Origin of the sequence: Bacillus timonensis (assembly GCF_000285535.1) — a bacterium.
Classification (GTDB): domain Bacteria; phylum Bacillota; class Bacilli; order Bacillales; family Bacillaceae_L; genus Ferdinandcohnia; species Ferdinandcohnia timonensis.
The window spans coordinates 538038-561902 of record NZ_HE610986.1 but is presented as its reverse complement, the minus strand read 5'-3'; the positions used below and the strand labels follow the sequence as shown (position 1 = coordinate 561902).

Genomic DNA, 23865 nt, shown 5'->3' with positions numbered 1-23865 from the left:
AGATGCAATTATATAGTGTGATTAAAAATGATGGACCTGGTGATGTGCTTGCTTGGAAGTTTCACGGCGAGGATTTCAATAATGGAACACAGCTTATTGTTGCTGAATCGGAAGAGGCGTTATTTTATAAAGATGGCGTAATTGAACAAACATTTGATGGTGGAAAATATACGTTACAAACTAGTAACTATCCATTTATTTCTCGTTTCCGTAATATGTTTTCTGGCGGGACAAGTGCTTTTCATTGTAAAGTCTACTTTATTAATAAAGTACATAAGCTAGAACTGTTCTGGGGTACTGATTCTCCAATTCAATTAAGAGATCCTGTGTATAAATTACAGACGAAAATAAAAGCAAGAGGATCTTATTCCATTCAAATAAAAGATTCTAAAAAGTTTTTGTTAAAGTTAATCGGAAATAATATTCAATATTTTACAACGGAAGAAATAAATTCGTATTTTCGTAGCGCGTTTTTACAGTTTATAAAAGACGAGATTGCTAGAACGATTCGGGATAGTGGTAGAGAAATTCTTGATATTGCTACCGAAAAAGAAACAATTGCGGCAAAGCTATTCAATTCTTTGGAAGAAGTACTTGATGAATACGGTGTTACATTAGTTAACTTTTACATAAGTGCTATTGATATTCCTGATGATGATCCAAATCGATTAAAGCTTGAAGAAGCGTACGCCAATCGTGCTGTTATGGGTATTCTTGGCGATAATTGGCAAGCCCAACAATCGGTAGACATTATGAAAGGTATGGTCACAAACGAAGGAGCAGGTGGCATTGCTGCTGCAGGTGCAGCGATGGGGATGGGCTTCTCCTCACTTCCATTAATGGGTGGCATGACGAATGAAGTCCATCGTGGTGGATTAAATCAGTATGCACCCGTGAAGGAGCCAACTCCACAGGCACCTGCGACGAAGAAATGTACGAACTGTCAGGCGGAGAATCCTTTAACTACAAAATTTTGTGGAGAATGTGGAACACAGCTTCAAGAAATGCAAGTGCCTTGTAAAAATTGTCAAGCTCCTATTTCTTCCACAGCTAAGTTTTGTGGCGAGTGTGGAACAAAGCAAGTGTAAGTGGATTTTCTTAAATTAACTTTATAAGGGAGTAAAGAAATGAACAGTACTACTTTGTGGTGGATATTAAATTCCATTTTTATCGTTGTTTTCGATGTTGTTTTCTTTCTTTTAATTAACCCAATATCAGATGTTCAGTGGGTAGGTTTCGCATTTTTACATGTGTCCTACGTTCTTGCTGTTTTCTTTGCAAACTATTTACGGAATAAACGTACAGATGTGGTACTAGGGTATCCTGTTATCTATTTATCTGTTGTTTATTTCATTGCTTCATTCATACTTACGTTAGCCGTTGTGATTTTTGAATTTGCTTCTGTAAAAGTAACTTTTGTCCTTTACTTTATCCTACTTGGCATTTATCTTTTTGTCTTATTTTCAAATCTATTAATGAACAAGCATACAGAAGAGCAAATGGCAACTGAACGGAAAAATATAAGTTTCGTTAAAGAAAATATTGCGATTCTTGAACAATTTAAAAGCACTTCTGTTGCAAAAAAGTACAATAAAAAAATTGAAGAAGTGATTGAACTATTAAGATATGGACAAATAATTTCAAATCCAAATACTGCGGATCTCGAATATTCCATAAGACAGCAAATTATGGGATTAGTAAGTACTACATCTGAAGAAGAACTACTTCAAAAACTAACATCAATTGAAGGACTCATTAGACAAAGAGAAATCAAGATTAAATCAATCGTCACAAACTGATAGTTGTTAAGAAAACAATTATCCATTGTTTGAATGCCTCCACTTTATAAAAGCGGGATAAACCCCACGTAGAACACGTCAAGGTTTATCCCGCTTTTTTCAAAATATCCTTAAATCCACTTGATTGAAGACGTTTAATTACTTCTTTTGAAAAGCTAATATCTTCCTCAATTAAGTAATTTGCTTTTGATCTAATTAAGGTTTCAAAAATCTCTGTTCGGTTCTTATCGATTTTTTTCCATAGTTCTAATGATTTCAGTAAGTCTGTTAATGTTAATAAGGTGTAATCCTCACCTTGAAAAGTATAATCTGGATTAATTTGGTACCAAGTATCCCCTTTATCGGTTAGCCAGTCAGTGCCAATTTTGTCGATACCATTCTGAACATAGGTAGCAGCGGTAAGATATTTTCATCTCCCGTTTTTTGATATGTTTCAAGAAGTAGATTCATGCCACCTAGTACATGGTTTAAGGAACTATGTGTCTTGTCAGTTTTCTGGTGATACGTGAAATAATCACTTATTAAATAGGCATTTGGCCCAACCTGGACTACATACCCGTTTTCTATTTGGTTTACTAGGAAATCTGCATAATTGGTTAACGCGTTTGTCAGTTCAGGGAAATCCAACAACCTGCCCACTTCCTCCAGAAATAATGCAACCCCTTCATTATGACGAGTATCGATATAAGGTGCTTCGATTCCGTATTTTTGATGCAACCAATAACTTGTATATTCCGTCTCCCAAAAGTCTTTTCCACCTTTAAAAATCTTGAGATTCGCAATTGAATTAAGAAGAATATCATAAAAATATCTTTCCCTAGTTTCTTTGTACTTTGACAATGCGATATCTTCGCGAACAGTTAGTAAATTTCGTGCGTATTGTAATTGTGATTTTGGTGCTGGTTCAGCCGACTTCACTACTTTTGAGTACGGACCATCTGCTGTGTACCAGCTGTTATTTTTATACCGTTTTTTACGGTAGGTTACCATCCAATTTTCATATGTTTTATCTGATTCAAATAATGGTTTTTCAGAGGCTAATAACCAATGGTCCATGATATCCTCACCATCGGACTTCAAATCCATTTTTAGAAAAAGTGCATCCTTTTTCGCATCAATTTCAAAGTTTTGATTTTCGGTGATGAGCTCTCTCATGATACTTTGCCTGCCGTCTTCATACTTTTCCGTGATTTCCTTAGAGTGATATATTTTACCTACCATAAGATTGGAAAGAAATTTTTTGTCCTTATAAGTTGTTAATAAACCAAACGGATTTGTGGTTAAATCAGCATTAATATCATCATTGATTCTTGGGCCAGTCCTGTACCGATCAAACGAATCCAAGGAGTAATAGCCCGTTTCTGCAATAGGAAAAGTGACAGTCAAATCAATTGGTTTACTACTATGATTCTCCAATGTTGTAAAAACAAAATAATCATCATTATCAACCATTCTTTTGGATATTTTTAAGTAGGAAGTGGGTGTTGTTCCAATCTCGTACGTATACACGATATCTCTTATTCGATTATAATAATTTTTTTCAGAGGTATTTTTAAATTTAATACCATTAGTCGTGTTTTCCTGAATGTTCATTAATATAGTTCCATTTGAAGTAGGAAGATCAAGATTTAATGTTTTTTCTGCACTTGCTGCATTTGAGGTTGATATGAAACCGAATAAAATAATAGGAATAAAGAAACCGTAAATTTTTACAAGCAAAGTGAATGCTCCTTTCTTATATTTAAAAGAAAAGTTCATTGTTATTATGAACTAGTTTAGTTAAAATACTCTATTTTGTAATGTAAGGGAGAATGAATGAGTAAATAGTAGAAGCTATTTTTATATAAATTTTGCAAATTAGAGTTATTTAGTAGTGGGGAGATTTATTAGATAGTAAAGGATTAATGAAGTCAAACGACTATTTTTAAAAAACTACATATAAAGTGTTAACGATCCAGGCTAGGGAGTTAGAGGAAGCTGGTGTTCATCTGAGGGTCTATCCCGAGTTCCTCCCAGAGTGGAGTATTCATTAACAGAATTAGGCGAAAGCTTGCTTGGGGAAAAATCCTTTAGCTAGAAAATAGAATCCTTAGATAAACGCTAATCAATTTTTTATGTCATCTGAAAAAGGGTACTTATAAACCCAATATTTGGACATACTACTACTGAAGAATTCTTCAAACACTCTCACTTTGGAAACCACACAAGAACCATTCATAACTCACCTTAGACATGCATATATTTCTACACCTACACATATTGTTTACAAATTTACATTAATAGCAGATTAAGAGGAGCAGAAGGGGTGACTATGTCCAACTTTTTGTGGGACAATGTACCTGTCCCTGTGTCCCAAGGCCACAACCCAGCTGGGACAACGAACCTGTCCCTTTCGTCCCACAATTCACAATTTCTTCATAATTCCTTTACAAAAAAGGAGGAATTGGGGAGGGATATGTAGAATTAGTTATTATAACCTTAAATCAGATAAGGTTATATTGTTACACAGGTTGGATACCCTAAAAAGGGTCTTGGCTGTGTCCAATGCATTATAATGACTGGCGATTGCTAGTCGAAGTTAAAAGGAGGAGTTCATGTATGAATTACAACGTTCGTGGTGAAAACATTGAGGTAACTCCAGCATTGCGAGAGTATGTTGAGAAGAAACTCGGAAAGCTTGAACGCTATTTTGACAACACTCCAGATGCAAACGTAAATGTTAACTTAAAAGTGAATAATGCAAAGGATCATAAAATAGAGGTTACGATTCCGATGCCACAGCTCTTACTTCGTGCAGAGGAATCTCATGAAGACATGTATGCGGCAATCGACATTGTGACCGATAAGCTAGAGCGTCAAATCCGTAAACATAAAACAAAAGTCAATCGTAAGCTTCGTGAAAAAGGTTCTACTAAAACGATGTTTGGAAATGGTGGAGCTGCTACAGCTACTGCGGTTCAGGACATCGAAGACGAAGATTACGAATTAGTTCGTACAAAGCGTTTTGATTTGAAACCGATGGATAGTGAAGAAGCGATTCTACAAATGAATATGCTTGGCCACAATTTCTTCGTTTTCACAAACGCTGAAACCAATACAACAAATGTCGTGTATCGCCGTAAAGATGGCAAATACGGTATTATTGAACCAAGCTAAATAAACTATATTTTGAGAGCACAGTCTATTCCTTAGGCTGTGTCTCTTTGATTTCAGGAACTTTTTCCTATTAAAATAGGGGAAAACCCTCATGACATTTCCTTCCACATCGTAGATAATACAATTGAGGGACAACTCTCACAATTGATTATAAAATAAAGCAGGGATCCTGATGACGACTATTTTGCAATCCACTCTTTCCAATATCGCAATCATATTGTTCATGTATCTATGCATTAGTATATTAGTATCGAATCGAAAAATGATAAACAAGTACCTCTTTTCCGCAAGCGTTCTCATCATCACATCGGCAAGCGTAGTTACGCTTTTCTATTTGCCTATTCGCTATGGGGATTATCAGTTTGACCTTCGTCTTGTGCCTTTGGTGATATTTTCTCTTTTGTTGGGATGGAAGCATGCGATTCCTGCCCTACTCATAGCGGTTAGCTGGAGGCTTGGCTTAGGTGGAGTGGGAGCTTTGCCAGGCGTGTTTTTCGGCATGATATTACCCGTATTCCTGGCCCTTCTTTTTTATAAAAAAGAAAAAGCGATGCCAGGACCCGGTACCTTGTTCATGTTAATGACGATTTGCTGGCTCATATCGGATATACCGATTCTTTTTCTCGTGCCAAATGGGGTTGACGTTTTTAAAGAGATTTATATGGTTCGACTGTTGGCACTCCAGGTGTCCGCGCTAATCCTGTATTTTTTCATTTTTCAGCTGAACCGGGAAGTCGAGCTTAAGCGAAAGCTTCGGTTTTATGCAGAACGTGACCCTCTAACAGGGCTTTATAATATGCGTTATTTTGAAAATCGTATTAAAAAGAGTTCGTACGACCAGAAGAACTACATTGTGATGATTGATATTGATTATTTTAAAAAAATCAATGATACGTTCGGACATTTGAATGGTGATATGGTTTTAAAAAATGTCGCAGTAACCTTAGGTAAAATCATCCCATCCCAGAAGTCTCTACTCGGAAGGTATGGTGGCGAGGAATTCATTTTATGTTTAGAGGCGGATTCGAAGGAACAGTTAATGAAGATTGTTTCTGATATTCGCAGCGGGATTGAGTCAACACCTTTTTATGCGGAAAACAAAAAGCTCACAATCACAGTATCAATTGGCGTTTCCGAGCTCACACACCCGACACAACTCTATCAAGCCATCGAAAAAGCAGACAACTCTTTATATGCGTCCAAACAAAATGGCCGGAATCAAATAAGTTATGCAATTTAAGTATCCTACGGGGTACTTTTTTGGGTTTAGGTGCATTTATTAAAGAGTTATTTATTAGTAAAAAGACAAAGAAACCTACTCAATAATTTTAATTTTTCTATTCAAGTAACGGGTGTATTGATTTAAGAAGGATTAAGCACTTTTTTATTGAATTCTTTATTAAGCAAACGGGGCAGAAGAGCGGAATAGTAACTATGAAAAAAAATGTTCTTACAAAGGAGATAGCGTATGCCTATTATTAAGCATAAGCAATTTATCCAAGCACCTGTGGATGTATGTTTTGACCTTGCAAGAAACGTAGAAATACATACTAAAACTACTGCTAAAACTAAGGAAAAAGCTATTGATGGAGTCACGCAGGGGTTGTTAGAAAAGGGAGATACCGTTACTTGGGAAGCTACTCACTTTGGTATTAAACAAAGATTAACAGCAAAAATCATTCATATGGAAAAGCCCACCGTTTTTGTTGACGTTATGGTAAAAGGAGCTTTTAGTTCTTTTACACATACCCATCAATTCATAGAAAAAAAGGTGGGACGATAATGATTGATACATTTGAATATAAGCCCCCTTTTGGACCAATTGGAATTATTGCGGATAAATTATTTTTGGAAAAGTATATGACTAACTTTATCATTTCTCGTGCGAAAGAATTAAAAAGAATTGCAGAAGACATAAATTAATTTGTTCAACTAACTGGTCCGTTTGTTTATTTACCCAAAATCATTAATATGCTGAAAATATGCAGGCTTTTATTCATTTATTGATATTTTCAGCTTATATACACTCAAAAACCATAATGCTAAAAAAACTTCATCTTATAATAGTTTGTACTTTTCATTATTGTCGAAACCCCTCACATCGCGAAACTTGATAATATTTTACCCTTGTCCTATTTAGTGGTAAAATAGAAGATATTTATTTCATTAAAGTTTTCTAGAAAATCATTCAGCCCAGAGTTGATGTGAATTTTACGATAGAGGAGCGTACATAATGCTTGGAATTTTAAACAAAGTTTTTGATCCAAACAAACGCACAATCAAGCGCTTGGAAACACTTGCCGATAAAATTGAGGCTCTTCATCCTGAAGTGGAGAAGCTTTCTGATGAGGCCCTTCGCAACAAAACCGAAGAGTTCAAGGAACGATATCAAAAAGGTGAAAAACTTGATGATTTACTAGTTGAAGCTTTCGCTGTTGTTCGTGAAGGAGCGAAGCGTGTCTTGGGTCTTCATCCATACCGCGTTCAGCTCATGGGGGGTATTTCCCTGCACGAAGGAAATATTTCTGAGATGAAAACTGGGGAAGGTAAAACCTTAACTTCCACAATGCCTGTTTATTTGAACGCGATTACTGGTAAAGGTGTTCACGTTGTTACGGTCAACGAATATCTTGCAAGCCGTGACGCCCACGAGATGGGTCAGCTTTACGAATTCCTAGGCTTAACTGTAGGGTTGAACTTAAACTCGATGTCTCGTGAGGAAAAAATTGAAGCATACCGCGCTGATATTACGTATGGTACGAACAATGAATTCGGTTTTGACTACTTACGTGATAACATGGTCCTTTATAAGGAACAAATGGTGCAGCGTCCGCTTTATTTTGCCGTGATTGACGAGGTTGACTCAATCCTCATCGATGAAGCGCGTACGCCTTTGATCATTTCCGGTTCCGCTCAAAAATCAACATCACTATACGTTCAAGCAAACGGATTTGTAACCACTCTTAAAAAAGAAGAAGACTACACCTATGATGAAAAAACGAAAGGTGTTCAGCTTACTGAAGAGGGGATTACAAAGGCTGAGAGAGTGTTTGGCGTTGAAAACCTGTTTGATATTTCAAATGTGGCGTTGATTCACCATATCAACCAAGCGTTAAAAGCGAATGCAAGTATGCATCGTGACATTGACTATGTCGTTGAAGAAGATCAAATTGTCATCGTTGACCAATTCACAGGTCGTCTCATGAAGGGACGTCGTTATAGTGAAGGCCTTCACCAAGCAATTGAGGCGAAGGAAGGCGTCGAAATTCAAAATGAAAGTATGACGCTTGCGACAATTACGTTCCAAAACTATTTCCGTATGTATGAGAAACTTTCAGGTATGACGGGTACTGCAAAGACAGAGGAAGAGGAATTCCGCAACATTTACAATATGAACGTTGTTGTAATTCCAACGAATCGTCCGATTGCGCGTGATGACCGTCCTGATTTAATTTATAAATCCATTGAGGGCAAGTTCCGCGCGGTTGCGGAGGATATCGCTGAGCGCCATGCGAAAGGACAACCTGTCTTAGTTGGTACAGTTGCGATTGAAACGTCTGAAATTATTTCGAAGTACTTATTGAAAAAAGGCGTTAAGCATAATGTCTTGAACGCGAAAAACCACGCACGTGAGGCTGAAATCATTGAGCAAGCGGGTCAAAAAGGTGCGGTAACAATCGCAACAAACATGGCTGGTCGTGGTACTGACATCAAGCTTGGCGAAGGTGTTACAGAACTTGGCGGTCTTGCTGTTATCGGTACAGAGCGACATGAGAGCCGTCGTATCGACAACCAGCTTCGTGGACGTTCTGGTCGTCAAGGGGATCCAGGTGTCACACAGTTCTATCTTTCAATGGAAGATGAGCTGATGCGTCGTTTTGGTTCTGATAATATGAAAAATATGATGGAGCGTCTTGGCATGGATGATACCCAGCCAATTCAAAGTAAAATGGTCTCAAGAGCGGTTGAGTCTGCACAAAAACGCGTTGAGGGTAATAACTTTGATGCTCGTAAACAACTTTTACAATATGACGATGTCCTTCGTCAGCAACGTGAGGTTATTTACAAACAGCGTTTCGAGGTTCTTGATTCCGAGAATCTTCGTGATGTTGTTGAAAATATGATTAAGTCTTCTCTAGACCGAGTTATTAATGCCCATACACCAAAGGATGAGGTGGAGGAAGACTGGAACTACAAAGGTATCGTTGATTATGTCAATGCAAACCTATTAAATGAAGGCGACATAAATGAGAACGACCTACGTGGAAAAGAACCAGAAGAAATGTCCGAGCTTATCTTTGCAAAAGTCAAAGAGCGCTATGATGAAAAAGAAGCTCAAATTGAACCAGAACAAATGCGTGAATTCGAGCGTGTAGTTGTACTTCGTTCTGTTGATAGCAAATGGATGGACCACATCGACCAAATGGATCAGCTTCGTCAAGGTATTCATTTACGTGCGTACGGTCAAAACGACCCACTTCGCGAATACCAATTTGAAGGCTTTGCGATGTTTGAAAACATGGTTGCTTCCATCGAAGACGATGTTGCAAAATTCGTGATGAAAGCACAAATTCGCAACAATCTTCAACGTGAAGAAGTAGCGAAGGGCCAGGCTGTTCAGCCAAAAGAAGGCGGCGAAGATGAAAAGCCGAAGAAACGCCCTGTTCAAAAAGCAGTTAACATCGGCCGTAACGACCCATGTTACTGCGGTAGCGGTAAAAAATTCAAAAACTGTCACGGTAAATAATGGGACATGGGGACAGGTTCCTTGTCCCAAATCATAACGTTTGGATAGGTGAGAGATGGCTCTCACCTTTTCCTTCGAAAAAATGGGTCTAATCCTGAAAAAGTGAGTAAGCTAATGATAGAAAATACACATTACATCTTGGAGGAAAGATTATGGAATTAGTAGAAATTAAGCATGAACTAGATAAAATGGCTAAGAAATTAGCGGGCTTCAGGGGGTCTCTTTGACTTAGAGACCAAACAAGCGCGCATCACGGAGCTTGACGAAATGATGTCAATGCCTGACTTCTGGAATGACCAGAATGCAGCACAAACGATTATTAATGAAGCAAATGCATTAAAAGATCAGGTAGTTGAATTTACAAACCTACATGATTCCTATGAGAATCTTGAGCTAACCTATCAGCTTGTGAAGGAAGAGCCAGATGCAGATTTACAGGCTGAACTAGACGAGGAAATCCAGGAATTGTCGAAGAGCGTAAGCGAATTTGAGCTACAGCTTCTTTTAAGCGAACCTTATGATAAAAATAATGCAATCTTAGAGCTCCACCCAGGTGCAGGTGGTACGGAATCACAAGACTGGGGTTCCATGCTTCTTCGCATGTACACTCGTTGGGCCGAGAAAAGGGGCTTCAAAGTGGAGACACTTGACTATCTTCCAGGAGATGAAGCGGGAATTAAGAGTGTGACCCTTTTAATCAAAGGTCACAATGCTTATGGTTATTTGAAGGCTGAAAAAGGGGTACATCGTCTTGTACGGATTTCACCGTTCGACTCATCAGGTCGCCGTCACACCTCATTCGTATCGTGTGAAGTTATGCCAGAGTTTAGTGATGACATCGAAATCGAAATTCGCAGTGAAGATTTAAAAATTGATACGTACCGCGCAAGTGGAGCGGGCGGTCAGCACATTAACACCACCGACTCTGCCGTTCGTATCACCCACTTACCAACGAATACAGTTGTAACGTGTCAAAACGAGCGTTCCCAAATCAAAAACCGCGAACAAGCAATGAAAATGTTAAAGTCTAAATTGTATCAGGTCGAAATTGAAAAACAGCAAGCCGAACTAGACGAAATCCGTGGTGAACAAAAGGAAATCGGCTGGGGCAGCCAAATCCGTTCCTACGTCTTCCACCCATACTCCATGGTGAAAGACCACCGTACAAATGTAGAGGTTGGTAATACAGGAAGCGTCATGGACGGCGAAATTGATTTGTTTATTGATGCGTATTTGAGATCGAAGTTGAATTAATATGTTGGAGGGCAGCCGTGGGCTGCCCTTTTTAATGTGCATTTTTTGTGAGGTAGTGCTATTGGCCGAAAAAGTGGAATAACAGCCAGAAGAGAAGGTTATTGTTCAATAAGTCATGGCTAACAGCTATAAATTTAAATTATTGGCCAAACTACAGTTGGATGGATCCTAAGGATTTGATCTTTCTTCTGAAATAGCCACAAGGTCATTCGTAACGTCATATACTTCATACTCTTTTTCAAGTTCACTCAACGTTAATTCATACAGATGTTTGTCATTTTTTTTATAAATGCCTCGTTTAATTAGCTTGTTAATAAGGTCTTTCTTTTTTACCTGCACCGCATATCGTAGAAAAGTTCCCATTTTTATCACCTCTGTTTCGAAAAAGACTGTTCTCTAATATTAGCAATTGCATAATCTATCTATTTAGATTCGCTTTCCTCATTGATTCTAGTATTTGTCTCACTTACTAGATTAAAAATCGTATTCATCAGCCCAATTATACAAATAGAACCGAAGAGATATATGCTTACGTAGCTAACTATGGCCATGATAAAATTCCTCCATCATTTGTCCTTTTCCGATAAAAGCAAATGACAGGAAAAGGTGCTAAAGATACTGAAGTTAGTTTGAGGGTCTGAACTTTTACTGTATGTAGTATTGAAATTTGATTACTACAAAATTCACCTTTACTACTTGTTATTATAGTGCAGCGATTCTTTATAAATTGTCGATATATCTGGAATTACCAACTCTTAAATGAATTGTTACCCCTTTTTAATAAATGAAAAACTTGTAATGAATTCATAGCAGTATCAGTCATTTATTTTATCTGCAAAAAAATCGATTATTTAGTTTGTCTAATTTTGCATTAGCGGTATAATTATTGTAGTTGTATGATAGATGAAGAAAACTCACATAAGGAGTAAAAATCATGTTTAATGAAGAATATGAACAACTTTTAAAGCGAGCTGTTGAATTGGCACCAGACTGGTTAAAGAAGGATATCGATAGCATTGTGAGTAAGTCACAACATACTGGCGTTAGCTATGTCATTTCAGAATTGAATCAGACCTATTCTTTCAGCCTTCGACATATTTTATCGACCAGCCATTTATCTGATGAGTGGACACAGGTTTCAAGAGAACGTCTAAACTTTATTGATAATAACATTGATATTATTGTTGCTCTTTACAATGAATTTAAGAAAAAATAATCATTTACGATAAAGAACCGGATCTTTTTTCGGTTCTTTTTTATGTGAAAATAAAAAAGCAGACTACGTCTAGCCTGCTTTTTGTGTGTTACTGCAAATTAAAGAAGACATTTCCACCTAAGAATTCCTCATATCGAAGCTGTGCCTTTTCTCCTGTTTTGACTAGACCTGAAATATAGCCTTCTTTTTCATTCCCTACATACATTTCAAAACTAAAATCAGGATCTGTGACTGCATAAACATCGCCGCTAAAAATATCGCCACTTTCACTTACCATGGTAAAATTCATGACACCATCAATAAAAAGTGGGATATCTTGCGTTTCAGATTCAACAAATTTTACTTTTGTTTTTGCCAACACCCACTCATATCCTTCAGGGGCAGGCTCGTTATACTCATTCATCCCTTTCAGCTTATTGAATGCTTCTTCACCACGAGTTACTTCTAAAACCGTTAAATCAAATTTGATCGCGAAGGCATCTCCTTGGTCATTATAAAGCTCATCATCCACAGTTGCCGTTTTCTGAAACGGTACAGGGTTAGATCTTGAACCGAGTTTTGATTCCGTGTTTTCCTTTTTCTCCGTATCATCAGCTTTTTCTGTCTCAGCTTGTTCTTGTTGAGGCTCATCCTCTTTTACCTCGATGTCCTTTGTATCTTGTCCACATGCTACTAGTAAAAAAATGGACAAAAATCCGATTGCAATCAGTTTGAAATGGGTAATCACATTTCTTCCTCCTCTAACTTTATTTATGCTTTATTCTGTTTCTTCGGTATTTTCTTTTTCTAAATCATCTGGGTACACAACTTTATCAAATACCTCACCTGTAGCCTGGTCTTTTACCGATATGGTTACTTGATAATCGTCTTCACTAACACCATTAAACATTTGATAATAGGCACCTGAGATTCCAAGACCAAATACAGCAAAACCGTCCATACTATTTTCGTATGCCGATTTATCAACTACTAAGGTGAACTCTGTGAAATCTTTGTTATGGGTAACATCCTTGATTGACACATAATCTTCACCCGTTTTCATGTCTTCAATCGTTTCGTTTATCGATGTTTCCATGTCTTTCATCATTTCTTTATGTTTCGCCTTCGACATTTTATATGTCAGGGAGCCATCCTCATTTTTGGTAACTTCTTTCACTCCCTCTGCCTTTGCATCGGCAATAACCTTATCAATATCCTGCCCTTCAAACATGGATGCGGGCAGTGTGACTTCGACATTAATTAGACCCTTGTCCACATTAATCTGTTCATCTTGAGTTTCTTCCGTTGATTCCTTGTCCTTAGTTGCTTTGTTTTCTTCCTTATCACCAGAACAAGCAGAAAGAACCATCATGAATAGCAACAATAGCGCAAATGCAGATTTTTGCATACAACTCCTCCTAAGGCATTTTTTACTTAAGCTAACACAAATGGTGGGTTAATATACGGTTTAAATTTAATCGTGGTGACAAGCATATTTTTTACCGAACATACCCCTCAAACAATCGTTTGTTTGACTTCTACATTTTAATTCAAACAAACGTTTGATTGAATTCTCAACCTCTTGTGACTGTAAGTCCCAACTGCTAAACAAACGTTTGATTGAACACGAAAAAGTCGTTTAAACAAACGTTTGTTTAAACAAAAATTTCCATGGTGAATGTCTGTTCATTTATATGAAAAAAATGTAAAATAGAGGAAGATAAACAATTGGGGGACAATTTAATGAATGAAACCATTTTATCCATCGAAGATTTAAAAAGGGAAGACCTTATCCGCAAAAACAAATTGGTTGGTATTGTTTCACTTATTTCTATCATTCTAGCAATCATTGTAGAGGTTTCGATTCAGCAGCCACTTCACATGATCCTCACGATTGCCATTGGTGGGGCGGTTTTTTTATCCATCTTTTTTTCACTTGTTTACCGGAAGTTATTTTTATCTGCTTTACCTTACATTGCGATGGTTGGGATTACATCCGTTCTTTTCGTCATTATGTTAAGTTCGCAATCACCGCCCATTATTCTTTTGCCTTTATACTTATTGACAACGGTTGCAATCTACAATAAGCGACAAACGCTATTCTTTGGGGTAGCATGTGCGATTACGTTGACGGTTTTATTTTTTGTAACAAGAGGTCAGGAGTTTGGCTATGCACCGAAGGAAATTATCATCTACTATATGATTTTTGCGATAATTATTGCGACGTTGTTTTTCCAAAGCTTAGTTACAGGGCGATTAACTCAGGATATTCAGGAGACTCATAAGCATACCGAGCAACTGTTAGAAATGAGAAAGCAGCATGCTGCACAGCTTGAGGAGAATTCACAGACAATCAGTGAGAACATTACAAACATCCGTCGCCAAGGTGAGGAGCAAATGCATTCCTTTAATGAGATGACAATCGCCGTTTCTGAAATCTCATCTGGAATGAATACGCAAAATGAGGCAGCGTCAACCATCACCGAGTCGATTGAGGACCTTAATAAAATTGTGCAAGAACTTGTAAAAGGGTCAAATCACCTGAGCCTTCAAACAGAAAATGCGAATCAAGCGGCTGACAATGGAAACGAAACGATTGAGCTTTTACTCTCAAAAATCACGGACTTCCAGGCTTCCGTAAATTCAATGTCTGAGACAATGAATCTTTTAGTTGAAAAAATTAATGAGACAAACGGTTTTACGGACCGTATTCAGGAAATCGCATCACAAACGAATTTGCTTGCGTTGAATGCATCAATCGAAGCAGCTAGAGCGGGTGATAGTGGCAAAGGATTTGCGGTCGTAGCATCTGAAATTCGCAAGCTTTCGGAGGTAACATCTAACACAGCAAACCTCATTTCCGAGAATTTAAAAGAGGTAAACGAAAGCACCACTTTAACGCAAAAGCAAATGACGGAAAACGCAGAAAAAATGGACGAGAGTGTCAAGCTTACGAAGGATACAAAAGGGGTATTCACGGTAATCGATGACACTGTTTCTGAGTTAAATGAAACAGTGAAGCATTTTGAAAAAATCTCGAACCAAATCGGGAACTCTTCTGTTTCCATTGAAACATCCGTTAGTGAATTTGCAGCAATCATTGAACAAACAACTGCATCGCTTGAGGAAATTACAGCCTCCATTGAGAACCAGAACGATCAAATGCAGAACCTTGTTTCGTATGTTCAAAACACAGATGATGCAACGGCTGAACTGATGGAGATTTTTAAAGAAAAATAGACTTAACGGGGGTGGCTCTCATAAAGGGCCGCCCTGTTTTGTGATTAAAAACAGTGACCATGCTGTTTTATTGTAGTAAAATGGTAAAAACAAGAAATGAAAGGGGATACATATGGTTTATCAAGCAAATGAAAGTCGTTATCATGAAATGAAGTATAATCGTGTGGGCAAGTCCGGGTTATTGTTACCAGCCATCTCTTTAGGGTTATGGCATAATTTCGGGGGTGTCGACTCGTTTGAAAATGGTCGAAACATCTTAAGAAGGGCCTTTGACCTTGGAATTACCCACTTTGACTTGGCGAACAATTACGGTCCACCGCCAGGTAGTGCAGAAGAAATGTTTGGAAAGATGATGAAACAAGATTTTGCGCCATACCGTGATGAAATGGTGATTTCCACGAAGGCAGGCTACCATATGTGGGAAGGACCATATGGAGACTGGGGTTCAAGAAAATATCTGATTTCCAGCCTTGATCAAAGCTTAAAACGAATGGGCCTTGAGTATGTTGATATTTTTTACTCACACCGTCCAGACCCGAACACACCACTTGAGGAAACAATGGGTGCCCTTGACCAAATCGTACGACAAGGCAAAGCATTGTACGTCGGGATTTCTAACTATAATCCAACGCAAACATTGGAAGCCATTCGCATTTTAAAACAACTAGGCACACCATTGCTCATTCATCAACCAAGATATTCAATGTTTGACCGCTGGATTGAGGATGGCCTGCAGGATGTGTTAACTGAAAATGGCGTAGGCTCCATCGTATTTTCTCCTATGGCCCAAGGATTGTTAAGCAATAAATATCTTGGCGGTATCCCAACTGATTCAAGAGCGGCAAAGGAAAACACATTCCTGAAAAAAGATCAAATCACAGAAGATGTGTTGAAAAAAATCCAACAATTAAACGAAGTAGCAGTTGAGAGAGGACAAAGCCTCGCACAAATGGCACTAGCATGGGTTCTCCGTGAGGGTCGTGTAACATCAGCGTTAGTAGGAGCAAGTAAGGTGAGTCAGGTCGAGGATAACGTAGCTGCCCTACAAAACCTATCCTTTACAGAAGAAGAATTAACCAAAATCGAGCATATCTTAAACCAAAACTAGCCATACTACTAAAGCGCATAATAAAAGGGGAGTAACCTGCATAGGTTGCTCCTCTTTTATGTTGGGCCAGAGGTGGCCAGGGCCAGAGGGACGGTTCCTGTGGTACCCTTTTGGGCCAGAGGGACGGTTCTCGTGGCTCCCTTTTGTCACTTAATTCAGATTTTTGGGGACCAGGAGAACCGTCCCCTTGGTTCCCCTAATGATTCCGGATAAAATCAATGAAATGTTGCAAGCCTATTTTTGGGAAACGGTGAGGTTTTTGAACCAACCATAGTGTCCGCGTGAGTGAAAAGTTGGTCACATTGACTTGACGCAATGTTCCTAGTTCAAGTTCCTTCAAGACTGTAATCCTCGGGAGAATGCTGATCCCTAGACCTGCTTCGACAGCACTTTTGATAGATTGAATACTGCCAAGTTCCATTTCACTCTCAATGTCCTCTAGGATTCCATAGTCACGAAGGTAATTTTCAACAATCAAACGAGAACCAGATTCAGGTTCCCGCCAAATCATTTTTTCATCGACCAATTCACTTATTTCTATTGAATTGCGATACTTCCATCGGTGTTCATTCGAAGTGACTAAAATCAGCTCATCTTCGGCAAATTTTTCAATTGTTAAAATTGGATTTTCTACATGACTTTCTACCAGAGCAATATCAATTTCATTATTTTCTAGCAATGCAATCATATGTGGGGTATTCCCTATTGTTAGACTGAACGTTATATTTGGATATGCTCTTTTTATCGTTCCGAGAATCTGAGGTAATAGATATTCACCAATCGTTAAGCTTGCGCCTATATGTAAATTTACACCCTCATTGCCTATCATTTTTTGAACAGCATCAAATGATCTTTTGACATTTTCAATAACTTCTTTCGCATATGGATAGAGAACCTCCCCAGCGTTTGTTAGTTCAAGTTTCCCGCCGTTTCTCTCAAAAAGCAGGGTACCATACTCATTTTCAAGCTGGCTTATTTTTTTAGTAACAGCTGGTTGAGAGATATAACTCATTCGGGCAGCATTCGTGATACTCCCCTCTTCAACCACGAGGCAAAAGAGTTTAAAATTCTCAATGTTCATGGTATGCCCCCTTTTAACCGCCATTTCAATCGTAGCATTTTTTTCATTATATAAGAATGTGGACATAGTATTCTACATCGTAAGCAATATTACGTTTTGTTATGCCCTATTATACATTGTTATTTTACTACAACTAGAAAGTTTGATAGGTTAATAGGGAGTCATACATAGGGGGAACGTAATAATGGATATCGTAACAGGTGTTTTACTCGTGGCAATTGGGATATTTGCCGGTGGTTATGGGGCAATTGTTGGGGCTGGAGGAGGCTTTCTGTTTGTACCGGCACTTTTGCTACTCTTTCATATCGATCCCATTATTGCTGCAGGAACAGGACTAGTCATTGTACTAATTAACTCATTGTCTGGTGTTTTTGGATATGCAAAACAAAATCGAATTGATTACCGCACAGGAATCAAGTTAGGAATAGGTGCGTTCCCAGGGTCATTTATCGGTGTGAAGCTTCTTCAAACCTACTCTTCTTCTTATTTTTATTTTTTCTTTGCTAGTGTACTCGTCTTTTTAGGCTTCTTTTTAGTGATAAAAAATACAAATTTGCTAAAAAAGAAGAATGTGACTAAGGAAGTGATAAATGAAGCCGCAGCAACGGGGGAATTAACCACTAACCTCACCTCTACTCTTCAAGTAAATACAAGATTAAGTGCCAAGTGGCTCATTCCGCTTGGTTTTTTCATGGGAATTCTCTCAAGCTATCTTGGGATTGGTGGAGGCTGGATGCTTGTTCCGATTTTGGTATACATCTTTCGTGTTCCAACTCATATCGCTACCGCAACCTCTATCTTTTCCCTATGCTTGTATTCTTCTGTAGGTGTTTTACTTCAAGTATGGCACGGGAATATCGATTGGATGATCGTCGCATTCGGGGGAGCTGGGATTATCATTGGCTCACAAATAGGAGTCTATCTCTCGCAAAAAATACCAAGCAGAGTCATTATGCAAATGCTATCCTTTTTGCTGATTATCATTGGATTTAGAATGTATTTTCATTAAGAGCCACAGAGCCACAGGGACGGTTCCTGTGGCTCCTTTTTGTCACTCAATTCAGACTTTTGGGTACCAGGAGAACCGTCCCCTTGGCGCAGGAGAATAGCCCCCCACCACAAAAGTTTTAGTAAAACTTTAACTAAAACTTATTGACGTTTTTTACTTAGCCTTCTACAATGGAGATAGATACGAATTAATGGGAGGCAAATCATGGATTTTAAACAAGTTTCTGATAGATTTATAGAAGTCTTTAACGAAAGCGATTACAGAACTTTCTTCGCTCCTGGGCGCATCAACCTCATTGGTGAGCATACCGACTACAATGGCGGTCATGTGTTTCCGGCTTCCATCACGAAAGGAACGTATGCGCTTGCAAGAAAACGACAAGATGACAAAATTAGAATGTACTCGATGAACTTTGAGGGCCTTGGTGTGATTGAGTTCGACCTTTCTAATCTTGATTACAATAAGGCTCACGATTGGGCAAATTATCCGAAGGGCATGCTCCGCTACTTGCGTGAACATGGTTATAATATCTCAACTGGTGTGGACGTTCTTTTTTACGGTAACATCCCGAATGCAGCCGGCCTTTCTTCCTCTGCTTCGATTGAGCTCGTGTCTGGTGTGATGTTTGAAAAATTATTCGACCTTACGATTGACCGCGTTGAACTTGTAAAAATTGGTCAAATTGTGGAAAATAAGTTTATTGGTGTCAATACCGGTATCATGGATCAATTTGCAATCGGAATGGGTAAGAAGAATGCAGGAATTTTACTAGATTGTGATACATTAAAGTATGAATACGCACCAATCGAGCTAGACGAACATCTTATTTTAATCATGAATACGAACAAGCGCCGTGAGCTTGCGGAGTCAAAATACAATGAGCGCCGTAGTGAATGTGAACAGGCACTTGTCCAACTTCAAAAGGAACTAGACGTTCAAGCGCTCGGTAACATCACAAGTGAGCAATTCGAACAGCACAAGCATCTAATCGAGAATGGAACTCTACAGAAACGTGCGAAGCATGCGGTATATGAAAACGAAAGAACACTAGAGGCTCTTAAGGCGCTAAAAGCGGGGGACCTTACAGAATTCGGCCGTTTACTAAATGCGTCACATCTTTCATTACGTGATGATTATGAAGTGACTGGCAAGGAACTTGATACACTTGCAGAAACAGCGTGGGCTCAAGATGGTGTGCTCGGTGCGCGTATGACAGGTGCTGGCTTCGGTGGCTGTGCCATTGCCCTGGTTGAAAAAGACAAAGCGCAAGAGATCATCGAAACTATCGGGAAAATTTACGAAGAAACCATTGGCTATCCAGCATCCTTCTATGAAGTGAGCATTGGCGATGGTGCGAAAGAACTGCGGGACATGGGGACAGGTTTACTGACCCTTTAAAATAGGATGGGACGAGAAAGTACTGTCCCAAAAGGAGCGAATCAAAATGAGTATTTTAGTTTTAGGTGGAGCGGGTTATATTGGCTCACATGCCGTTTATCAATTAATTGACGCAAATGAGGACGTTGTGGTCGTTGACAATCTTCAAACAGGTCATAAGGATGCGGTTCACCCAAAGGCGAAGTTCTATCAAGGTGACATTCGTGACCGAGCTTTTCTACAATCCGTTTTTGAAAAAGAAAACATTGACGCGGTCATCCATTTTGCAGCGAATTCCCTTGTTGGTGAGTCAATGGTTGATCCGTTAAAATACTACGATAATAACGTGTTTGGAACTCAAGTTGTCCTTGAAACAATGAAAAACAACAATGTCAAATCCATTGTCTTTTCATCAACTGCTGCAACTTATGGTGAGCCTAAGCAAGTACCAATCACAGAAGACATGCCAACGGTTCCAACGAACACGTATGGCGAAACAAAGCTTGCGATGGAAAAAATGATGAAGTGGTCTGAGATTGCGCATGACATCAAATTTGTGTCACTTCGCTATTTCAACGTGGCAGGTGCACGTGCAACTGGTGAAATTGGTGAGGACCATGATCCTGAAACACACTTAATCCCGGTTATTTTACAAGCAGCATTAGGAAAAAGAGATTTCATTACAATTTTCGGTGAAGACTATGACACTCCAGATGGCACATGTATCCGTGATTACATCCATGTCGAGGACCTCATCAATGCGCATATTTTAGCGTTAAAATACCTCCAAAATGGTGGAGACAGCAACTATTTTAACCTTGGAAGCAACAGTGGATTCTCTGTAAAAGAAATGGTTGAGGCCGCAAAAGAAGTGACAGAGCGTGACATTCCAGTAAAAATTGGGGAGCGCCGTGCTGGTGACCCAAGCATTCTTATTGCATCTTCTGGAAAGGCGAAGGAAGTGCTTGGCTGGGAGCCAAAGAGCACGTCTATCAACGAAATTATTAAGGATGCTTGGAATTGGCATGTCAATCATCCAAATGGATATGATGAGCAATGAATATTTACGGCAGTGTACAACAGCTAACGGAGCAAGCCGCCAAAGTCGGACTCATTGAAAAAGAAGACAGTGTTTACGTTCGTAATCAGGTTTTGTCCTTACTTGGGCTTGAGGACTTTGAGCCAACTGCCTCACCCCAAAAAGACATCCCAACGTTGGTTGAGGAATTGGTGGATTATGCTTGTGAGAATGGCATCATTGAGGACTATTTTGATGCAAAAGAAATTCTCGCAAGCAAAATTATGAACACGATGATTCCACTTCCGTCCGCGGTCACACGTCATTTTTACGAGCTGCATCAAAAAGATCCGGTTGCCGCGACGAACTATTTTTATGAGTTAAGTAAGAATAGCAACTATATCCAAATGAAGCGAATCGAAAAAAATATTGAATATAAGGTGGAAACAAAGTACGGCGAGCTTGATATCACGGTTAATTTGTCAAAGCCGGAAAAGGATCCAAAGCAAATTGCACTTGAAAAAGAAACAAAAACCACCGGTGAGAAATATCCAAAATGCTTGCTCTGTGTGGAAAATGAAGGGTATGCGGGCCGCATCGGTCATCCGGCTCGCTCCAACCACCGCATTATCCCGGTTCCACTACATGGCGAAAACTGGTATTTGCAGTACTCGCCATATGTGTACTACAACGAGCATTGTATTTTGCTTTGTGAAGAGCATCGTGATATGAAAATCAGTCAGGAAACATTTGCACGTCTGTTAGGCTTTGTTGAAAAATTTCCACACTACTTCATTGGTTCAAATGCGGATATTCCGATTGTGGGAGGTTCGATTTTAACCCATGATCATTATCAGGGTGGAAATTATGATTTTGCGATGGCGAAAGCGGAGGATGATATAAAATTCACATGGAATCGTTTCAGTAATGTTGAATGTTCAACCGTAAAATGGCCGATGTCTGTCCTTCGCCTAAGAAGTAGTGACAGAGATGCCTTGGTTGAAGCGGGAGACCATATTTTACAGTCTTGGCGCGCATACAGTGACCCAGTGGTTGATATCATTGCGTTCACAGATGACACGCCGCATAATACGATTACACCAATCGCCCGGAAACGAAACGGAAAATACGAGCTCGACCTTGTGCTTCGTAACAACCGCACAAACGACGAGCATCCATTAGGCATTTTTCATCCTCACGCCGATGTGCATCATATTAAAAAGGAAAACATCGGGTTAATCGAGGTGATGGGGTTAGCGGTATTGCCAGCTCGACTGAAAACCGAGTTGTTAGAGGTTGAAAAATACGTAATCGGTGAAACCGACTCAGTCAATCCAATTCATCAGGAATGGGCAGAAGAGCTGAAAGCGTATACTCCAACAAAAGAGGACGTTCATGAACTTGTTAAACGCGAAGTTGGTAAAAAGTTCATGCGTGTGCTCGAGGATGCTGGCGTATACAAACGCGATGAAGCAGGCCAAACGGCGTTTAAGAGATTTATAGAAAAGTTTACTAAATAATAGGATACATATGCTGTAACCTAGGCGAAAAAAGGCATTTTATAAAATAGATAGGAGATTACGAATATGGAAGTTACTGCATATCATTACGGAGCATTCGAAAATCAAGAGGTTCAAGCATTTACATTAAAAAATAACAATGGGCTAACTGTGACTTGCATTGACTATGGCTGCATTATCACAGAAATTCTCGCACCAGACCGAAATGGTAACCTGGAAAATGTCGTACTTGGTTTTGACGACCTTGAAGGGTATCTTGCTGATACTAGCTACCAAGGCGCAATTGTCGGTCGTACCGCAGGTCGTACCAGAGGCGGACAATTTGAACTAAACGGTGAAACGTATTCCCTTGACCAAAATGAAAACAATAACCATATCCATGGTGGGGTAAAAGGATTTAGCAAGGTAGTGTGGGACTCAAAGATTTTGAATGAAGAAAATAGAGTCGGTGTTGAGTTCAAATATCGTAGTGAAGATGGTGAAGGGGGTTACCCTGGAACCGTTGAAATGACTGTTACTTATACACTTAATAAAGAAAATGAGTTTGTGATTTCAGCAAAAGGCGTTCCGGATGCAGACACCCTTCTTAACATTACAAACCATGCGTATTTTAATCTATCAGGTGATGTCAAAAATGACGTACTTGATCATGAGCTTACGATAAAAAGTAGTAAGTTTCTTGAACTGGACGAAGAATTTCTACCAACCGGCAAACTCCTTGATGTTACAGGAACCGTTTTTGATTTTCAAAATGGTAGAAAAATCAGTGATGGACCGAAATCAAATGACGAACAAATTGCACTAGTTGGCCAGGGCTATGACCATCCATTTATGCTAGACGAAAAAGTCGTTCACCTATATGATGAGGCATCTGGTCGTCGCCTTGTTGTTGAAACAAACCAACCAGCAGTCGTCGTTTACACAAGTAACACGCTAAAAGGCTTCAACATGCGAGGTGGCGAAGCTCGACCATACCTAGGTGTTTGCCTAGAGACACAAGGATTACCAGACGCCATTCACCACCCAAACTTCCCATCCGTCGTAACCAAAAAGGACGAACAATACCATTGGGAAACAAAATACACATTTGTGAACCAAGGGTGAGCCAGAGGGACGGTTCTCCTGGTCCCTTGTGAGCAGGAAGCTGATGAAATTCTGGAAATGACGACTTGGGTGGGATGTAAATCCGTGTGCGAAACTGCAAATATCGTGTGCGGAAGACGCAAATATCATCCGGAAGACGCAAATCTGATGGGAAAGACGCAAATATCAACCGGGAGACGCAAATCCGGAGGAAAAGACGCAAATATCAACTGGAAGACGCAAATCTGATGGGAAAGACGCAAATATCATCTGGGAGA

At 39.2% G+C, this 23865-nt stretch carries 19 protein-coding genes and 2 pseudogenes; 16 read left to right on the top strand and 5 right to left on the bottom strand.

The genetic code is table 11. The annotated features are described in order from the left end of the window. Positions 1-2 precede the first annotated feature (2 nt). Together BTHG_RS11500 and BTHG_RS11495 are read left to right on the top strand one after the other, a co-directional pair. Entirely contained in the window at positions 3-1088 is a 1086-nt protein-coding gene (locus tag BTHG_RS11500) for an SPFH domain-containing protein (protein ID WP_010676890.1), read from the top strand. 39 nt (positions 1089-1127) lie between these two features. Beyond that, positions 1128-1799 carry a hypothetical protein gene (locus BTHG_RS11495; protein WP_010676889.1) on the top strand — a complete coding sequence of 224 codons (672 nt, stop codon included), beginning with the start codon at positions 1128-1130 and terminating at the stop codon, positions 1797-1799. 345 nt (positions 1800-2144) lie between these two features. Here BTHG_RS11495 and BTHG_RS11490 read toward each other — a convergent pair whose 3' ends face one another. Then, entirely contained in the window at positions 2145-3518 is a 1374-nt protein-coding gene (locus BTHG_RS11490; RefSeq protein ID WP_010676888.1) for a hypothetical protein, read from the bottom strand. Positions 3519-3751: 233 nt separating this feature from the next. Between BTHG_RS11490 and BTHG_RS27935 the strand changes: the two are divergent. From BTHG_RS27935 to prfB, 6 genes and pseudogenes are all read left to right on the top strand, one after another. Next, positions 3752-3855, top strand: a pseudogene (locus tag BTHG_RS27935) (winged helix-turn-helix transcriptional regulator); the annotation flags it as partial. A gap of 542 nt (positions 3856-4397) precedes the next feature. Then, complete coding sequence (hpf, locus tag BTHG_RS11485; protein WP_010676887.1) at positions 4398-4955, top strand: ribosome hibernation-promoting factor, HPF/YfiA family; 558 nt, start codon at positions 4398-4400, stop codon at positions 4953-4955. 172 nt (positions 4956-5127) lie between these two features. Next, complete coding sequence (locus BTHG_RS11480; RefSeq protein ID WP_083849086.1) at positions 5128-6195, top strand: GGDEF domain-containing protein; 1068 nt, start codon at positions 5128-5130, stop codon at positions 6193-6195. A gap of 228 nt (positions 6196-6423) precedes the next feature. Next, a pseudogene (locus tag BTHG_RS24730) lies at positions 6424-6878 on the top strand (SRPBCC family protein). A 310-nt stretch (positions 6879-7188) separates the two neighbouring features. Next, positions 7189-9702, top strand: coding sequence for a preprotein translocase subunit SecA (gene secA / locus BTHG_RS11470; RefSeq protein WP_010676885.1), 2514 nt, complete (start codon positions 7189-7191; stop codon positions 9700-9702). Positions 9703-9854: 152 nt separating this feature from the next. Further along, a protein-coding gene (prfB, locus tag BTHG_RS11465) for a peptide chain release factor 2 (RefSeq protein ID WP_148361201.1) occupies positions 9855-10956 on the top strand; the annotation gives its coding sequence in 2 pieces (ribosomal slippage) (positions 9855-9926 and positions 9928-10956; 1101 coding nt in all). A gap of 168 nt (positions 10957-11124) precedes the next feature. Here the strand turns inward: prfB and BTHG_RS11460 are convergent. Beyond that, entirely contained in the window at positions 11125-11319 is a 195-nt protein-coding gene (locus BTHG_RS11460) for a Fur-regulated basic protein FbpA (RefSeq protein WP_010676883.1), read from the bottom strand. A 571-nt stretch (positions 11320-11890) separates the two neighbouring features. Between BTHG_RS11460 and BTHG_RS11450 the strand changes: the two genes are divergently transcribed. Further along, positions 11891-12172, top strand: coding sequence for a hypothetical protein (locus BTHG_RS11450; RefSeq protein WP_010676882.1), 282 nt, complete (start codon positions 11891-11893; stop codon positions 12170-12172). 88 nt (positions 12173-12260) lie between these two features. Here BTHG_RS11450 and BTHG_RS11445 read toward each other — a convergent pair whose 3' ends face one another. Continuing rightward, positions 12261-12899 carry a hypothetical protein gene (locus BTHG_RS11445; RefSeq protein ID WP_010676881.1) on the bottom strand — a complete coding sequence of 213 codons (639 nt, stop codon included), beginning with the start codon at positions 12897-12899 and terminating at the stop codon, positions 12261-12263. A gap of 30 nt (positions 12900-12929) precedes the next feature. After that, positions 12930-13559, bottom strand: a complete 630-nt coding sequence (locus tag BTHG_RS11440) for a hypothetical protein (RefSeq protein ID WP_010676880.1) — start codon at positions 13557-13559, stop codon at positions 12930-12932. Between the two features lie 335 nt (positions 13560-13894). On the opposite strand from BTHG_RS11440, the gene BTHG_RS11435 reads away from it, so the two are divergent. Together BTHG_RS11435 and mgrA are read left to right on the top strand one after the other, a co-directional pair. Beyond that, positions 13895-15391, top strand: coding sequence for a methyl-accepting chemotaxis protein (locus BTHG_RS11435; protein ID WP_010676879.1), 1497 nt, complete (start codon positions 13895-13897; stop codon positions 15389-15391). 112 nt (positions 15392-15503) lie between these two features. Further along, complete coding sequence (gene mgrA / locus BTHG_RS11430) at positions 15504-16499, top strand: L-glyceraldehyde 3-phosphate reductase (protein ID WP_010676878.1); 996 nt, start codon at positions 15504-15506, stop codon at positions 16497-16499. A gap of 196 nt (positions 16500-16695) precedes the next feature. Here mgrA and BTHG_RS11425 read toward each other — a convergent pair whose 3' ends face one another. Further along, positions 16696-17580: a LysR family transcriptional regulator gene (locus BTHG_RS11425; RefSeq protein WP_010676877.1), complete on the bottom strand. Its 885-nt coding sequence runs from the start codon at positions 17578-17580 to the stop codon at positions 16696-16698. Positions 17581-17764: 184 nt separating this feature from the next. On the opposite strand from BTHG_RS11425, the gene BTHG_RS11420 reads away from it, so the two are divergent. From BTHG_RS11420 to BTHG_RS11400, 5 genes are all read left to right on the top strand, one after another. Continuing rightward, entirely contained in the window at positions 17765-18589 is an 825-nt protein-coding gene (locus BTHG_RS11420) for a sulfite exporter TauE/SafE family protein (RefSeq protein WP_010676876.1), read from the top strand. A gap of 204 nt (positions 18590-18793) precedes the next feature. Further along, entirely contained in the window at positions 18794-19987 is a 1194-nt protein-coding gene (locus tag BTHG_RS11415) for a galactokinase (protein ID WP_010676875.1), read from the top strand. Positions 19988-20033: 46 nt separating this feature from the next. Beyond that, on the top strand, positions 20034-21026 hold the full coding sequence (galE, locus tag BTHG_RS11410) for a UDP-glucose 4-epimerase GalE (protein ID WP_010676874.1): 993 nt from the start codon (positions 20034-20036) through the stop codon (positions 21024-21026). Further along, a complete protein-coding gene (gene galT / locus BTHG_RS11405; RefSeq protein WP_010676873.1) occupies positions 21023-22504 on the top strand; it encodes a UDP-glucose--hexose-1-phosphate uridylyltransferase in 1482 nt (493 codons plus the stop codon). The genes galE and galT overlap by 4 nt, the downstream gene beginning before the upstream one ends. Before the next feature lie 66 nt (positions 22505-22570). Further along, positions 22571-23608 (top strand): aldose epimerase family protein, encoded by a 1038-nt coding sequence (locus BTHG_RS11400; protein WP_010676872.1) that lies wholly within the window; start codon positions 22571-22573, stop codon positions 23606-23608. The last annotated feature ends 257 nt before the right edge of the window (positions 23609-23865 follow it).

What these genes read in the sequence shown, in the direction of transcription:
- BTHG_RS11420 (WP_010676876.1), top strand. Translation starts at nt 17,765, where the DNA reads ATGGATATCGTAACAGGTGTTTTACTCGTGGCAATTGGGATATTTGCC.
- BTHG_RS11415 (WP_010676875.1), top strand. Translation starts at nt 18,794, where the DNA reads ATGGATTTTAAACAAGTTTCTGATAGATTTATAGAAGTCTTTAACGAA.
- BTHG_RS11400 (WP_010676872.1), top strand. Translation starts at nt 22,571, where the DNA reads ATGGAAGTTACTGCATATCATTACGGAGCATTCGAAAATCAAGAGGTT.
- secA (WP_010676885.1), top strand. Translation starts at nt 7,189, where the DNA reads ATGCTTGGAATTTTAAACAAAGTTTTTGATCCAAACAAACGCACAATC.
- BTHG_RS11500 (WP_010676890.1), top strand. Translation starts at nt 3, where the DNA reads ATGCAATTATATAGTGTGATTAAAAATGATGGACCTGGTGATGTGCTT.
- mgrA (WP_010676878.1), top strand. Translation starts at nt 15,504, where the DNA reads ATGGTTTATCAAGCAAATGAAAGTCGTTATCATGAAATGAAGTATAAT.
- BTHG_RS11435 (WP_010676879.1), top strand. Translation starts at nt 13,895, where the DNA reads ATGAATGAAACCATTTTATCCATCGAAGATTTAAAAAGGGAAGACCTT.
- hpf (WP_010676887.1), top strand. Translation starts at nt 4,398, where the DNA reads ATGAATTACAACGTTCGTGGTGAAAACATTGAGGTAACTCCAGCATTG.
- BTHG_RS11425 (WP_010676877.1), bottom strand. Translation starts at nt 17,580, where the DNA reads ATGAACATTGAGAATTTTAAACTCTTTTGCCTCGTGGTTGAAGAGGGG.
- BTHG_RS11440 (WP_010676880.1), bottom strand. Translation starts at nt 13,559, where the DNA reads ATGCAAAAATCTGCATTTGCGCTATTGTTGCTATTCATGATGGTTCTT.
- galT (WP_010676873.1), top strand. Translation starts at nt 21,023, where the DNA reads ATGAATATTTACGGCAGTGTACAACAGCTAACGGAGCAAGCCGCCAAA.
- galE (WP_010676874.1), top strand. Translation starts at nt 20,034, where the DNA reads ATGAGTATTTTAGTTTTAGGTGGAGCGGGTTATATTGGCTCACATGCC.
- BTHG_RS11460 (WP_010676883.1), bottom strand. Translation starts at nt 11,319, where the DNA reads ATGGGAACTTTTCTACGATATGCGGTGCAGGTAAAAAAGAAAGACCTT.
- BTHG_RS11450 (WP_010676882.1), top strand. Translation starts at nt 11,891, where the DNA reads ATGTTTAATGAAGAATATGAACAACTTTTAAAGCGAGCTGTTGAATTG.
- BTHG_RS11495 (WP_010676889.1), top strand. Translation starts at nt 1,128, where the DNA reads ATGAACAGTACTACTTTGTGGTGGATATTAAATTCCATTTTTATCGTT.
- BTHG_RS11480 (WP_083849086.1), top strand. Translation starts at nt 5,128, where the DNA reads ATGACGACTATTTTGCAATCCACTCTTTCCAATATCGCAATCATATTG.